The organism is Polyangium sp. y55x31, assembly GCF_029946505.1.
Classification (GTDB): domain Bacteria; phylum Myxococcota_A; class Polyangia; order Polyangiales; family Polyangiaceae; genus Polyangium.
The window spans coordinates 148,041-163,196 of the sequence record NZ_JARZHG010000004.1; the positions used below are offsets into that span (position 1 = coordinate 148,041).

General features: G+C 68.3%; 11 protein-coding genes. 9 read left to right on the plus strand and 2 right to left on the minus strand.

Annotated elements, in window-relative coordinates:
- Positions 1 to 21 precede the first annotated feature (21 nt).
- The 5 genes from QHF84_RS09570 to QHF84_RS09590 are packed head-to-tail and all read left to right on the plus strand — an operon-like array spanning position 22 to position 7,866.
- Positions 22 to 1,686, plus strand: a complete 1,665-nt coding sequence (locus QHF84_RS09570; protein ID WP_281312908.1) for a carbohydrate porin — start codon at positions 22 to 24, stop codon at positions 1,684 to 1,686.
- Positions 1,687 to 1,711: 25 nt separating this feature from the next.
- Positions 1,712 to 3,643: an alpha-amylase family glycosyl hydrolase gene (locus tag QHF84_RS09575; protein ID WP_281312909.1), complete on the plus strand. Its 1,932-nt coding sequence runs from the start codon at positions 1,712 to 1,714 to the stop codon at positions 3,641 to 3,643.
- A gap of 17 nt (positions 3,644 to 3,660) precedes the next feature.
- Positions 3,661 to 4,743, plus strand: coding sequence for a sn-glycerol-3-phosphate ABC transporter ATP-binding protein UgpC (gene ugpC / locus QHF84_RS09580; protein WP_281312910.1), 1,083 nt, complete (start codon positions 3,661 to 3,663; stop codon positions 4,741 to 4,743).
- A gap of 4 nt (positions 4,744 to 4,747) precedes the next feature.
- Positions 4,748 to 7,009, plus strand: a complete 2,262-nt coding sequence (locus tag QHF84_RS09585; RefSeq protein WP_281312911.1) for an extracellular solute-binding protein — start codon at positions 4,748 to 4,750, stop codon at positions 7,007 to 7,009.
- Positions 7,006 to 7,866, plus strand: a complete 861-nt coding sequence (locus QHF84_RS09590) for a sugar ABC transporter permease (protein WP_281312912.1) — start codon at positions 7,006 to 7,008, stop codon at positions 7,864 to 7,866. Before QHF84_RS09585 ends, QHF84_RS09590 begins: the two co-directional genes overlap by 4 nt.
- A 4-nt stretch (positions 7,867 to 7,870) precedes the next feature.
- On the opposite strand, the gene QHF84_RS09595 is transcribed toward QHF84_RS09590, so the two are convergent.
- A complete protein-coding gene (locus QHF84_RS09595; protein ID WP_281312913.1) occupies positions 7,871 to 8,158 on the minus strand; it encodes a hypothetical protein in 288 nt (95 codons plus the stop codon).
- A 439-nt stretch (positions 8,159 to 8,597) separates the two neighbouring features.
- The gene (locus QHF84_RS09600; RefSeq protein WP_281312914.1) at positions 8,598 to 10,340 is read right to left on the minus strand and encodes a M1 family aminopeptidase; all 1,743 of its coding nucleotides are present in this window, start codon (positions 10,338 to 10,340) and stop codon (positions 8,598 to 8,600) included.
- A 97-nt stretch (positions 10,341 to 10,437) separates the two neighbouring features.
- Between QHF84_RS09600 and QHF84_RS09605 the strand changes: the two genes are divergently transcribed.
- The 4 genes from QHF84_RS09605 (at position 10,438) to QHF84_RS09620 (ending at position 15,127) form a co-directional block, all read left to right on the plus strand.
- Positions 10,438 to 11,364, plus strand: coding sequence for a hypothetical protein (locus QHF84_RS09605; RefSeq protein ID WP_281312915.1), 927 nt, complete (start codon positions 10,438 to 10,440; stop codon positions 11,362 to 11,364).
- Between the two features lie 435 nt (positions 11,365 to 11,799).
- Entirely contained in the window at positions 11,800 to 13,356 is a 1,557-nt protein-coding gene (locus tag QHF84_RS09610; RefSeq protein WP_281312916.1) for a serine/threonine-protein kinase, read from the plus strand.
- A gap of 24 nt (positions 13,357 to 13,380) precedes the next feature.
- Complete coding sequence (locus QHF84_RS09615; RefSeq protein ID WP_281312917.1) at positions 13,381 to 14,352, plus strand: hypothetical protein; 972 nt, start codon at positions 13,381 to 13,383, stop codon at positions 14,350 to 14,352.
- Positions 14,353 to 14,428: 76 nt separating this feature from the next.
- Complete coding sequence (locus QHF84_RS09620) at positions 14,429 to 15,127, plus strand: hypothetical protein (RefSeq protein WP_281312918.1); 699 nt, start codon at positions 14,429 to 14,431, stop codon at positions 15,125 to 15,127.
- Positions 15,128 to 15,156 lie beyond the last annotated feature (29 nt).

The window sequence follows — 15,156 nt, forward strand, 5'->3', positions numbered from 1 at the left end:
CCTTGGTGTACCGTGCCCGACGTGCGACGACCCGGACCCGAATTCGGGCCGCGGAGGAGCCGTGTTCACGGCGTCCCGCTGGCCCTCCTCGCCGCGGCGCTCTGTGCCTCCCCGTCTCTCGCGGCAGCGCAAACCGAGCCCACCGCCGACCCGAAGCCTGCCGCGTCCGAAGGCGCGCCGCCGCCGGCCGATGCGCCGCCGGCGCCGCCGACGACGGAAGCGGGCAAGCCGGCGGATCCGCCCCCCGCGAACGACGGCGCTGAGGCGCAAAGGCGCGCCGAGGCGGGCGACGTGAAGCCGGCCGAGCCCAAGGCGGAGGCGCCGAAAGCGGCCGAGCCTCCGCCGCCGGAGAGCGGGTTTTTCCTGGGCTCGTACGGCCGCGTCGGAGCGGCCACCGATTTCCGAAAGCGCCCCGGCCGTGATGCCGACATCGTCGCGCGTGGCTCGCGCCTCGACGAATCGCCTTATTTCGAGCTCGACGTCCAGCGCCAGGATTACTGGAAAACCACGGGCGCGACGACACGTGCCGTCATCACGCTCGGCACCTCGGCGCCGCTCTTTCATTACAATGCGGATTTCAACATCCGCATGGCCGTGCGGAACCTGTTCCTCCAGGCGAACAACATCGTCACGAAGGGCCTCTCGGCCTGGGTCGGCTCGCGCATGTACCGCGGGGACGACGCCTACCTCATCGATTACTGGCCGCTCGACAACCTGAACACGATGGGCGGCGGCCTGCGCTACGATTTCGCGAACGGCCGCACCTTCATCGCCTGGCACGCCGGCCTGAACCAGCCGCGCACGGGTTTCTTCAGCCAGACCGTCACGCGCACACCGGCGTTGAACCAGGTCGGCGCGACGAGCGTCAACATCCTCGACCGACAGAAGTTCATCACGAGCCTGAAGGCGAGCCATATCGTCAAGGTCGGGGAGACGGCCGGCGTGAAGGCGGTCTTTTACGGCGAGCTGCACGACATCCCCTCGGGCCAGCGCGAGACCGAGGTAAAGGGCACGTTCCAGACCTTGCCGGCCGATTTCGGGTACGTGGTCGGCGCGCAATTCGGCGCGTTCACGGGGCGCGACGCCTCGCACGTGAACCTGTTCATCCGGTACGCGGGCGGCGCCGCGGCGTACGGCGAATTCGGCACGCCGTTCCAGCTCGCGCCGGATCGCACCTCGGCAGGCGCGCGCGAGCTCTGGATCACGCTCAGCGGCAACTGGGAGACGGGCCCGCTCGGGCTCATGGCGGCCGGATATTTCCGAAGTTTTCGGGATGCGAGCACCGGCCTCGATTACAACGACGTCGACGAGGGCATCATCATGGCCCGTCCCCATTTCTTCCTCTCGGAGTGGGGCGGCGTCGCGGTCGAGGCTTCGTACCAGGCGCAGCAGCGCGGCGTGCGGTACCAGCCTCAGGCAGCGCCGGGCCAGCCCATTCCGGCGCCCACGAACGATCCGGTCATGGGCGGCCTCTTCCGCATCGGCCTCGTGCCTTTCCTGAATCCCGCGGGCAAGGGCAGCTACAGCCGCCCGCAGCTCCGGCTCATTTACCTCCTCACGCACCGCGACGAGGGGGCGCGCTCGATGTACCCGAAGGACGACGTGTTCAGCCTCCGGGAATGGGAGCATTTCTTCGGCGTCGGGGTCGAGTGGTGGTTCAACGCGCAGACGACCTACGGTGGATGACATGAAAGCGAATCGAAGGAGCCTCATGAACCTTTCGCGTTCATCGGCCGCGATCCTCGGCCTCGTCGTCGCCGGCCTGGGACAGGCAGGCTGCATGGAGTTCGAGGACCCACCGGAGGTCGAGCTCAAGACGAACGTCGCCGACTGGCGCGAGGAGATCATCTACCAGGTCCTCGTCGACCGCTTCGCCGACGGCGACTGGGGCAATAACTTCTCCATCTATCCGTCGGCGCCCGGCAAGTGGCACGGCGGCGATTGGAAGGGGCTCGAGAACCGGCTCGATTACCTCGACGAGCTCGGGGTCACGACGCTCTGGATCTCGCCCGTCGTGAAGAACGTCTACACGGACGCCGGGTTCGACGCCTACCACGGCTACTGGGCGCAGGACCTCACCCAGCCGGCCCCGCAGTTCGGTGACCTCGCGGCCTTGCAGAGCCTCGTGAAGGCGGCGCATGCCCGCAACATCAAGGTCATCCTCGACATCGTCACGAACCACATGGGGCAGCTCTTCTTCTACGACATCAACGGCAATGGGCAGGCGGACGACCCGCTCAACCAATCCGTGCCCGGCACGCCGAACGTCGTCAAGGAGAACGAATACGACCCGACCTACGACGTCCGCGGCGTCCAGGCGGAGACCTCCCTCGGGGAATCGGGCCTCGCGCCGATCATCTTCGCGCACGACCCGGCGTCGAATCACATGCCGCCGCTGCCGGAGATCCTGCAAAACCCGCTCGCCTACAACCGCAAGGGCCGCACGTACAATTTCGACGACCCGGATCAGCTCGTGCGCGGCGATTTCCCGGGCGGATTGAAGGACGTCAACACGGAGCTCTGCCCGATCCGCGACGCGATGGTCGACGCTTACACGCGCTGGATCGAGCTCACCGACATCGACGGCTTCCGCATCGACACGGTCAAGCACGTCGAGAACGGCTTCTGGCGGCATTTCACGCAGAAGGTTCGGCAGCGCCTGGCCGCGAAGGGCAAGACGAACTTCTTCATGTTCGGCGAGGCGTTCGACGGCCGCGATCCGCTCGTCGGTTCCTTCACGAAAAACGGAAATGACGCGCCGCCGCCCGCCGACGAGCTCGCCAAGGACAACGCGTGCGTGACGGACGGCGTCCCGCTGACGGCGGACATGCTCGACAGCGTGTTTTACTTCCCGCAGCAATTCCAGGTCATCCGCGACGTCTTCCGCTACCGCGGGCCGACCTCGAACATCCAGAAGCTCTGGACCGACCGCACCGCCAATTACGGCGTGACGCCGGCGCAGGGCGGCGCGGTGAACGCGGCGGGCCAGGGCGTCTCGCCGCAAAAGCTGCTCGTCAACTTCCTCGACAACCACGACGTGCCGCGTTTCCTCTTCACGGGCGCGGGCATGTACCCCGAGGATCCCATCTTCGGCACGCCGCTCGCGCTGGAGACGCGCCGGAAGATGCTGCACAACGCGCTGCTCTTCCTCTTCACCGAGGAGGGCATTCCGTGCGTGTATTACGGCACCGAGCAGGATTTCCAGGGCGGCAACGATCCCGGCAATCGCGAAGACCTCTGGACCTCCGGCTACAACATGGAGGCGCCCACGTTCCAGCGGATTCGCCGCCTCTCGGAGATCCGGCGCAAGTACCCCGCCCTCAACAAGGGTGACCTCCAGATCCTCTGGGCCAGCGACCGCACGGGCCCGAATGATCCCGACGCGAACGTGTTCGCCTTCGAGCGCACGGGCGGCGACGCGGGCGACTCCTATGCGATCGTCGTGATCAACGCAAATATCGAGAAGGAAGGCTCGCCCGAGTTCGGCGGCCAGCCCATGCAGGTCGGCGCCGCGCCCGGCACGGTGCTCGTCGACGTGCTCAATGAAGGCGGACAAACCTATACCGTCACGAACGACGGCCGCCTCTCGATCAAGCTGCCGCCTTCGAGCGGCGCCGTCCTCGTCCCCGAGTCCCAGCGCTAGCCCCGGAGCTCCCATCGATGGCGTCGGTCACGGTCACGGCCCTCAAGAAGAAGTTCGGACAAACCGAGGTCCTCAAGGGCGTGGACGTGCGCGTGCCCGAGGGCCATTTCGCCGTCCTCGTCGGCCCGAGCGGGTGCGGGAAATCGACACTCCTGCGCCTGCTCGCCGGGCTCGAAGAGGCCGACACCGGCAAGATCGAGCTCGGCGATCGCGACGTCACGCGGCTCGAGCCGCGCGACCGGAACATCGCCATGGTGTTCCAATCGTACGCGCTGTATCCGCACCTCACCGTGCGCGAAAACCTCGCGTTCGGGCTGAAGCTCCGGAAGACCGATCCGGCGGAAATCGAAAACCAGGTCAAGCGCGCCTCCGACATGCTCGGGCTCGGGGCGCTGCTCGATCGATTGCCGAAGCAGCTCTCGGGCGGGCAGCGGCAACGCGTCGCGATGGGGCGCGCGATCGTCCGCAAGGCGGATCTTTACCTCTACGACGAGCCGCTTTCGAACCTCGACGCAGCCCTGCGCGCGCAGGTGCGCGTCGACATCCGCAAGCTCCACGACGAGCTCGGCGCGACGAGCGTCTACGTCACGCACGACCAGGTCGAGGCGATGACGCTGGCCGACGTGATCTTCGTGCTGAACAAGGGCCAGGTCGAGCAATCCGGCGCGCCTCTGGAAATCTTCGACAGACCGGCGACGAAGTTCGTCGCGGCCTTCCTCGGCAGCCCCGCGATGAATTTCGTCGAAGGGGCGCTGGAGCGGGCCGGCTCGGCGTGGGTCTTTCGTGCCAATGGCCTCGTCGTGCCGGTCGACGAGGCGACGTTCGCGGGCGGGCTCGAACCGGGGCGAAAGGTGACGCTCGGCGTGCGGCCGCACGAGGTGGCGCTCGCCGAGGGCGGCGGGGAGACGACGAAGCTCGTGGTCACGGTCGTCGAGGCGCTCGGGCCGGAGACGTATGCGCACGGAGAGATCGCGGGCGCGCCGTTCATTGCCCGCGTGGAGGCTCGCCGGAGCATCAAGAAAGGCGAGACGCTCCCCATCGTGTTCCGATCGATCCACCTGTTCGACGCGGCCACCGGAACATCGCTCCGCGCGAGGTGAAAGCGTGAAATCGACCGAGCGGCGACCGTTCCGCGGGTGTTGGGCCTTCGCCCTCTTGTTCGTGGTCGTCTTTTTCGCGCCCGCGGCCCGGGCCGAGCCGATCCGGCTCTGGCACGCGCAGCGCGGCGACGAGCAAAAAGCGCTCGAAGAGATCGTCGCGCGCTTCCAGGGCGAGCGCGTGGAATTGCTCGCGCTGCCGTCGGATGCCTTCAAATCCAAGGTCTCCGCCGCCGTCCAGTTCGGCGAGGGGCCGGACCTCTTCCTCGACGCGCACGACAAGCTCGGCGATTACGACGGCCGCAAGGTCGTCGCGCCCGTGGGCGACGCGCTCGACCGGAATGCGTTCGCAGGCCCCACGCTCGCCGCCGTCTCGCTCCACGGCGAGCCGTACGGCGTCCCGATCACGCAGAAGAGCGTCGCTCTCTACGTGAACACGGACCTCGTCAAGGAAATGCCGGCGGACCTCGAATCGATCGCCGCGCTCGCCAAAAACCTCCCGGCCGGGGTCGTTCCCCTCGCCTACAACTCGCAGTCGACGTATTACCACGCCGGGTTCGTCCACGCGTTCGGCGGGCTCATGCTGACGCCCGACGATCAGTTCGGGTTCTTCGGCCCCGCGGCCGAAAAATCGCTCGATTTCGTGCTCGACCTGCGCGCGAAAAAAATCGTCGCCGAGGATACCGACGTCTCGGTCGTCACGAACCTCTTCCGCTCGGGGAAAGCCGCCTTCGCCATCGATGGCCCGTGGCTCGCGACGAGCCTGGCCGAAGCGACCTCGCTGCATTACCGCGTGGCCCCGTTGCCCATGATCCGGGCCGCCGGAAAACCCATCCAGCCTTATCTCGGCGTCGAGGCCGTCATGCTCACGCCGAAAGGCGCGACGCGCCCCGAGGTCCGCGCGCTCGCGCGGCTGCTCGCGAGCCCCGAGGCCACGAAGATCCGCCTCGACCGAGCGCGCACCCTGCCCGCGCGCATCGACGTCCCCTTGCCGCCGGAAGACGCCTTCCTCGCCGCCTTCGCGGAGCAGGCCAGATCCACGATTGCGATGCCCTCGTCGCTCGCGATGAACGCCGTGTGGGAGCCTTCCGATCGGGCCATTCGCAAGGTCCTCCGCCGCGACGCGCTCCCCGCGCCCGCGCTCTCCGAGGCCAAGCGTCGATTCGACGACGTGCGCCGCCCGCCGCCCCCGCCTGCCTCGCGCACGCCCGGGCTCGTCGTGTTCGGCGCGCTGCTTTTGCTCGGCGCATGGACGCTCGTCCGGCGCGCCAAGGATCCCGAGTTCCGGAAGGAAGTGAAGCGCTCGCTGCCCGCGTATGCGTACGTCACGCATGCCGTGATCGCGGTCGGCGTCCTCGTGGTCTTGCCGCTCGTGCTCGGCGCGCTCACGTCGCTGCTCGGCGGGTCGATCCAGAATCTGAAAGAGGTCGGCTGGAACAATTACGTCGGTCTCGAGAACTTCGTCCAGATCCTCACGGCGCGCGGCGGCTCGCTCCTCTCGACGGGATCGTTTTACGTGGTCCTGCTCGTCACCGTCCTCTGGACCGTGATCAACGTGTTTTTCCACGTCGCGATCGGCGTCGCGCTCGCGCTCTTGCTCTCCCGGCCGATGCTGCGGCTGCGCGCGCTCTACCGCGTGCTCTTGATCATCCCCTGGGCCGTGCCGAGCTACGTGACCGCGCTCGCGTGGAAAGGCATGTTTCACCGGCAATTCGGGGCCGTGACGGGGCTCATTCAATCGCTCAACGAGACCTTCGGCACGAGCCTCGAGCCCATTTCGTGGTTCGCCCGTTTCTCCACCGCATTCGCGGCGAACGTGGCGACGAACGTCTGGCTCGGCTTTCCCTTCATGATGGTCGTGACGATCGGCGCGCTCACGGCGGTGCCCGACGACGTGCTCGAAGCGGCGAAGGTCGACGGCGCGAGCCGCTGGCAAAGGCTCTGGCTCGTGACGCTCCCGATGATCCGGCCGAGCCTCTTGCCCGCCGTGACCATGGGCGCGGTCTGGACGTTCAACATGTTCAACGTCGTCTTCCTCGTCTCGGGCGGCGAGCCCGACGGGACGACCGAGATCCTCGTCACCGAGGCCTATCGCTGGGCCTTCACCCGCAATGCGCAATACGGGTACGCCGCGGCGTACGCCGTGTTGATCTTCCTCCTGCTCTTCGGCCGGACCCGGCTCTCGGATTGGCTCGCGGAGCGGCGCGAGGCGCGCGAAAAGCAGGTCTCGGCGGCGGCGATCGCGAAGGCGGCGGGAGGTGCGGCGTGAACAAGAAGCCCTCGCTCCTCGAATCGGCGGCGTGCCACGTCGTCCTCGTGATTGCCGTGGCGTTCGCGCTGTATCCCGTCCTCTGGGTCGTCGCGCTCGCGTTCTCGGGCACGCAGACGCCCTCGGCCCGCGTGATTCCCGTTCCGGAGGCGCCGACGCTCGCGCACCTCTCGGCCGTCGTGGGCGCCGCGCGCAAGGTCGACGGCGCCGAGGTGTGGCTCTTCGGCCGCCAGCTCGCGAATTCGCTCGTCGTCTCGCTCGCGACGGCGCTCGTCGGCGTGCTCATCGCCATTCCGACGGCGTACGCCCTCGCGCGGTTCCGCTTCGCCGGCAAGGAGTCGGGCGTGCGGGCGCTGCTCGCCACGCAGATGTTCCCGGCCGTGGCGAGCGCGATCCCGCTCTACATGATCCTCAATTACCTGGGCCTCTTGAACTCGCGGACGGGCCTCGTCGTCTGTTATGCCTCGACGAGCGTGCCCTTCTCGATCTTCCAGCTCCGCGCGGCGTTCGAGGCGATCCCGGTCGACCTCGAAGAGGCCGCGATGGTGGACGGCGCCACGCGGTTTTCCGCATTCGTCCGTGTCGTCCTGCCGGCGGCGCGCCCCGCGATCGCCGTGACCGCGCTCTTCGCGTTCATGGGCGCGTACAACGAATTCATCCTCGCCGCGACGCTGCTCGACAAGGAGGAGATGTTCACGCTGCCCGTGATGCTCCAGCGGTTCATCGGCGAGTACGATGCGCAATGGGAAAAATTCGCCGCGGGCGCGCTCGTCGTGTCGCTCCCGGTCATGGCGCTCTTTTACGTGGCGCAGCGCCACCTCGTCGCGGGTCTCACGGCGGGTGGCGTGAAGGGGTGATCGTTCACGGCCTCTGCAGCGGGCAGAGGTAGGTGACGCCCGCGCCCACGAGCCCCTCGCCCACGAGATCGATCTCCGGCACGTACGAACATTTCTTTCCGGCCTCGTCGGTCAGAATGCTCGCGCGTCGTTCGAGCAGGTTTTCCACCTGCGCCCGCGTGATCGGGCCCGTGCCCGCGACGCGCTCGGAGACCTTGACCGTCGTCGCGCCCTGGCAGGTGAGCACGGCCGTCACCGCAAGGTCGGGCTCGACCTTTTGGCCCGCGTCGCGGCCCGCCACGATCGGGCGCACGGTGCCGCGAATGCTCGCGCTGTACCAGCAGCCGTTATCGAGGGGAAACGTGAAAAGCTCGTCGTAGGACCAAACCGACGAGACACTTGGCCCGTCCGGAGGTGGTGGAACCTCGGATCCGCCATCGGGACCGCCTCGTTGCGCGAGAAGCGAAACCGTATCCGCGAGTGCCACACCGGAAAGCGGGAGAAGCGCGAATGCCGCGAGTCGACCGAGTCCCGTACCTTTGGACCTGACCATATCCCTCCAGCGGCCCTGCCGGGGGAGCGCGTTTTGCGCGCGCCCCAAGCGAACGGGCCCCTCGCCCCGGAGCGATTGCCAGGATGATGCCAACGGATGCCGAGCAGGCGTCATCGTCGTCAGGGCTTGCGGGCGCGCTTGCGGCTGAGCAAAGCGATCGATGAGCCCTCACGAGGAAAATGTCGTCAAGCGAGGAGAATCAGAAAATCCAGACGGGCCGCGCGGCCTTGATCGGCTGCAGACCCGCCTTCGTGCCGAGGAGGCGGTGATCGGGATCGAGCGTGACGGTCTCGACGGGCTCGGTGAACGGGATCTGCATCGTGGCCTTTTCGTCCTGGGGAGCGAGGCCAAAATCGACGTTGACGCGCGCCGTCTCCGTCGCGCCCTTCACCTCGACCTCGACGACGCAGGGGAAGAGTTTTCCATTCGGGTTTTGCTGGGTGACGGTGACCGTCGCCAGGCCGTCGAGCTGCGTCGCCGAGACCGCGAACGTGGGCCAGACCGGCGCGCCCTTGCCGAAGACCCACGCGTCGAAATAAGCGTCGAGGTCCTGCCCGGACGCGGCTTCGAGCGCTTCTTTGAGCTCCGTCACGCTGCGACCGCCCGATTTCGAGAGGAAGTCCGCGATGCCCGCGAGCACCACGTCCCGGCCGATGAGCGGTTCGAGCTGGAGATAAAGCACCATCGGCCCGGGGCCGTACACGTCCCCGTAAAAGTCCTGCACCTCGGGCGCGGGCTCGTCCGTGGGGCGGGGCCAATGCTCGGAGAGCGGCGAGACGCCGTCCCAGTAGGCGCGCGTCGCCGCGGCCTCGCCCTCGGGGCGCGCCAGATCCTCGAAGACGTAGGCGAGATACTCGGCCGTCGCCTCCTTCCAGACGAAATCGGCCGCGGACGCGAGCGTCGTGTGATCGCCGGCCCATTGATGGACGATCTCGTGCATGAGCACGTGCATCATGGCGTCGGCGTAATCGGTCTGCAGTTTGTCGAGTTGCTCCTGGAGGATGATGTTGCCCGGGTGCTCGAAGCCGAGCCACGCCGTCGGCCCGCCCGCGATGCGCAGCTCCTTGCCATACGGGAACGGACCGAGCAGCGAGGTGATCCAGTCCATGAACGCGCCGACGCTCGCCTTGTCGAGCGACGCGGCGAGGGTGCCGAGCGGGACCTCGTAAAACACGAGATCGACGCCCGCGAAGCTGCCATACGGCGCGCGCTCCCAGAGCGGATCGGCGGCGATCGCGAATGCGGAGTACGTCGGCGCATTCGTGACGTCACACGTCGTCTTCGTGTCCCCCACCGTGAGCGTCCCCGGGCAAAGCACCACGGTGCCCGCGGGGTGCGTGACCTCGAAATGGAAATCGCTCATGCGCGAGGGATCGTCGTCGCAAGGGCCGAACCTGTCGCAACCGCCGACCCACGAGAGCAAATAAGAAAATTCGCCGCCCGCGAGGTCTTTCTTGCGCGAAAAGCCGACGTCGAGTCCCCACCACGTATCCTTCGAAACCGTCGTGCGCGCCCCGACCGTGACCGTCGGGCCCGCGGGCATACCCGCGCCGCACGCTTTCACCACATTGTTCGCGAATTCGGCGGATGTCGCGGGCCCCTCGTTCCACGTGACGTCCGTGAGCGACGAGGTCTCGCACGATACGCTGTAGCAATCCCCGCCCGGCGCCGCGACGTCGAGCGCGAGGAGCGAGCGCGCCTCGGCCGTGACGAGGTCGAACGTGTAGTCGTACCGGACGACGTTCGCCGTGATGTCCCCCGTCGGCCCCATGCCGCCGCCGCCTCCTGCGCCGCCTGCGCCGCCCGCGCCGCCCACGCCGCACCCGGCGACGCCGCAGGTCTCGGGAGGATCGCTGCAACCGGTGACGAGCAAGGCGAGCGCCGTGAGGCCGGCAAAGAGCTTTCGGGGCGTATCGAGGCAGGAGCGGGAGGGAAAGCGCATGGCGGCATCGTACAGGAAAATGCGTACCCGAGAAGATGCGCGCGCGCGGGCGAAAGGTGCTTCCGCACCGGCCACGGGATCCATTACGCTCCTCGCGATGCCCTACAAAAGCCTCTCTGCTCCCCGTCGTGTCGAGTCCCTCGACGCGGACATCCGCGGCGCGGCCGCGATCGACAATCCGGGCCTCGTGGCCATGGTCTCGGCCGCACCCGCGCGCCTCGCCGTCGTGCCGATCGGCAGCGGCACGAACAAGACGGTGAACCTCTCGCTCGGTCAGGGCGACGAAGTCGCGATGCTGTCGCGCGACGTGGCCCTCGTGCGCAGCGAAAACGAGGTCTGGGCGGTGCTCGACATCCACCATCGCGCCAAGCTCGAGCGCGTCGCCAGCGACGTGCGCTCGCTGCGCGGTCGCGCCTCGGGCGAACACGCGCTCGCGCTCACCTGGGACGGCAACGCCATCCAGCTCTCGATCTCGGGCAACGAGGTCGAGGCGCGGCCCTTCGTGCTGCGCGGAAACGTGAAGGTCGCAGATCTCGGCGCCGTCGACACCACAGTCGTCGTGGAGGTCCCCGGCGGGCTCGAGCTGCGCATGCACCCCGGCCCGACGCCCGAGCCCGGCGCGAACGGACGCGTGGGCCTGCCCGCCGAGGCGAAGAAGTTCGACCGGCTGAGCAGCGGCACGGCGCTGCACGTTCTTTACAAGAAGGGCGACAGCGCCGCGTGCATCGTGACCCAGCGCGGCGGGAGGCTTTCGACGAAGATGGTCGACGTCGGCGTGCCGATCACGTGCGCGGTCGTGAGCGAGACGAGCCTCGTCGTGGGCTTCGCCGACGGACGCGCGGCGCTCTTCGACGGCGCGACGCTCGACGCCGCGGGCGGCGGGCCGATGACCGCGACGCATTCGCTTTCCCTCGGCGCCCGCGGGGAGCCGACCACGATGCTCATCACGAACAAAGGCTCGGCCTGGGTATGGGTCGGGACGAGCGGCGGTGAGGTCGTGCGCGTGTCGCTGCCGCGGAAGTAATCGTTCCGGGCGCCCTCGCGTCCGTCGCGGCGCATCTCGTTTTCACGCCGCATTCCCTTCTCCCACCCCACGCCCCCGCGATCTCTCCCTGATCGCGTGTTTCCTTCAGGAACGCCCCGCATCGGGGGAAAGCCCCTGCATGACGCGGACATGCGCCGCTGCCCGGACGACCCGGGTAGAAGGCTGCCGACCACGAAAAAAATCCACGGCATGATTTCGTGGTTTTCTCCGCGATCTCGGCTCGCCCGGTTTTGCAGAGACTTGCAAAGCTACAGGGGTGGGACACATTACGGCCCGACCGGCGGGGCCATGCCACGACGAAACGTCCGTGACGCTGATCCAGCGTCGGATGCAGGACTTTCGTGTGCTCGCCGCCGCGCGCCCTCGGGGGGCGTGGAGCCATACCTACCTTTCTTCATTTGATTGGAAGGCACCATGTCGAAGCAGGAGGCATCGAACATCGTTTCGGTGGGGGACGTCCTCGCCGGCAAATATCGCGTGGAGAAGGTGCTCGGGATGGGCGGAATGGGCGTCGTCGTCGCCGCCACGCACCTCGACCTGCGCGAGGTCCGGGCCGTGAAGCTCATGCGTCCCGAGGCGTCCAGCGACCAATCCGTCGAGCGCTTCCTGCGCGAGGCGCGCGCCGTCGTCCGTCTCCGTAGCGAGCACGTCGCCGAGGTGTACGACGTCGGCCGCCTCGACTCCGGCGCGCCCTACATCGTCATGGAGATGCTCGAAGGACAGGACCTCGCCGCATTGCAAAAGCGCCGCGGCGCCTTCCCCATCGAGGAGGCCGTCCTGTACGTCTCGCAAGCCTGCCACGCGCTCGCCGAGGCCCACGGCGCCGGGATCGTCCACCGCGACTTGAAGCCCGGAAACCTGTTCCTCACGCGCCGCACGGACGGATCGCCCTGCATCAAGGTCCTCGATTTCGGGATCTCCAAGCATACGAGGCCCGAGGGCGACGATCCCGAGATGACCGGCGCGCGCGACCTCATGGGCTCTCCACTTTACATGGCGCCCGAGCAGATGCGCTCGGCGAGCAAGGTTTGCGCGCGGGCCGACGTCTGGGCCCTCGGCGCCATTCTCTACAAATTGCTCACGGGACGCGCTCCGTTCCAGGCTGCCACGGTCCCCGAGATCTTCGCCGCCGTCCTCGCCAAACCCGTCAAGCTGCCCTCCGCGATCCGGCCCGACGTTCCGCGTGGACTCGACAACGTCGTTTTGCGTTGCCTCGACAAACACCCTTCACGCCGGTATGCCTCTGCCACGGAGCTGCTCGCCGCGCTCCGGCCGTTCGGGCCCTGGGGCGCGACGATGGAGGAGGAGGGGGAGGCGACACGTCTTGGCTCCCTCGCGCGCCGCAGCAGCATTCCGCCCGGCCGGCTCCGGCTGGTCACGCCGCGAGAAACCCTCGAATCGTCGCCCCCGACGCCCGCGCCGCCGTCCACGCCCCCCCCGGTGCCCGCGCGTATGCCGAGCCGCCCCATCCTCACCCTCGTCGGTGAACAGGAGCCCGCTGCCGAGATGACCGAGAAAACCGACAAGAGCATGGGGCCCTGGGAGGGCCCGCACTCCAAACCCGCCTCGCGACCGGTGCGCCTCGTGCTCGTCGCGGGCCTGACCGCGCTCTCGGCGCTCGCAGGCGCGGGGGTCGCGGCGATCGGCGTGCAATGGCCCGCCTTCCGGACGATGCCGCAACGAACCCAGGAGACGAAAGCCCTCGGCGTGCACGTGCCATTCACGACCACGCGGGAAGCGCTCCCCGCGCCCGCGGCGCAGCCGCTGGCGCCCACGGATACGGTGACGCCCGCGGCGGACGAAACGGATATCGAGATCGTGATCGAGCCCGTGCCGACCACGTCGGCGTCCGCTGGCCCGGGCCGCGCGCCCTCGCGAAAAACGCCGAGCGGGACGCCCACGACGACGAGCTCGGCCAAACCCGCGCAGACGGGACAACGAGGTTACGACCCCTTCACGGGGCGCCATTGACGGGGAAATCCAGGGAGACTCCAGATGACGTCCGGGAAGCACACAGGCGCCGCGCTGTGCACGGCCCTCGCCCTCTTTACCACGATGACGGTCGCCCGCGCCGAGGAGCCCACGTCGGCGCATGAGCTCGGCCCGGTCGAGCGCGCCGAGGTGCTCTTCAACCGCGCGATGGAGCTCTCGACCGAGGGACGTGATCCCGAGGCCTGCCCCATGCTCGAACAGAGCCTCGCGCTCGATCCGGCCATGGGCACGCGGTACAGGCTCGCGGAATGTTATGAAAGGACGAACCGGCGCGAGGCCGCGTACCGGCTCTATACCGAGGTCGCGATCGAGGCGAAGCGCGCCGGCATGACCGATCGGGAGAGCCGGGCGCGCCTGCGCAGCGAGGCGCTGTCGGCGATGCTCGCGCGGCTCGTCGTCTGGGTGCCCAAGGACGTCGCGGAGACGCCCGAGCTCGAGGTCACGATCGACGGCAGGCCGCTCGATCGCGCCGCCTGGACCGGCGATCCGCTCCCGGTCGATCTCGGCGAGCACGTGCTCGAAGCCATGGCGCCCGGGCGAAAGCCTTATCGTCGCGTCGTGCCCGTGCACGACACGTCCGTGCCCATCGAACTCAGCGTGCCGTCGCTGCGCGGCGAGCACGAAGCGCCCCCGGCGCCTCGAATCGAGGTCGCGATTCCCACGGCGGACGCGAGCCCAAAGACCGCGGCCCCGAGCACGCGCACCACGGCCGCGCTCGTGCTCGGGGTCGGTGGCGCCGGCGCCTTCCTCGTGGGCGCGGGCATCGCCGGCGTGGCGGCGGCGACGGACGGTTTGTCCGGCCCGACAAGCGCCACGTCCGCGGTCGGCATCGGGCTCGGCGGCGCGAGCCTCGTGGCCGCGGGCATCCTTTGGTTCGTAACACCTTCGGGCAAGCGCAAAGACAGCGCGGCCATGACCGTCGTGCCCACCGTTGGTCCCCTCGGCGGCGGCTTCTCCCTCCTCGGACGATTCTGAGGCGCTCGTCCTTCCCCCGCGCCGAGGCCGGCTGCTACCCTCCGGCGGGAACGAACGACTCACGGAGGGATTTGTCATGCGAAACCTGACTCTGTCCGACCTGCGCGCGGGCCTGCTCGACCTGTTCCATCACCGGGACGAGGCGCTGAAGGCCACGCAGACGGGCAAGCTTTATGGCCCGATCCTGGCCGCGAAGCGCAAGGCGATCGAGAACCTCGAGGACGCGGGCGGCAGGCCCGTCGGTGATCTGACCGAGGCCGACGCGCACCACGACGGGCTCGGCGCGGCGATCTGGCATTATACCGAGGCCGTCCTCTCCCATCCGTTCATGCCCGAGGAGCGGCGCGCGGCGGCGCGTCGCATTCGCGAGGCGTTCATCAAGGACCTCGGCGTGCTCAGCGACAGCTACGCGGAGGAGGCGGCCGCGGCGAAGCAAAACCGGCCGAAGCTCGCGGAGCTCGAAGCCGATCTGCGCGCCGCGCCGACGCCCGACGGAAAGACGCTCTACGACTGGGCGAGCTCGTTCGTGGATCACGGCGACAAACTCGCGCAGCTCCTCTCGGGGCGCGGGCAGGCGACGGGGATCGAGTATTTCCGCCAGCAGACGGCGCTCCGCGTGACCACGATCGGCCTGCTCGGCCGTTTCCGTGCGGCGCTGCGCGACGAGCTCGTCGAGCACCCGCACCTGCCGCGAGATCTCGACGAGCGGATCTTCGGCGGATTCGACGAGATCGCGCAAAAGCGCGCCGACGCGAAGGAAAAGCGCAGCACCTGAAGTGAATCGATCCCGCGCGGGCGCAGGGC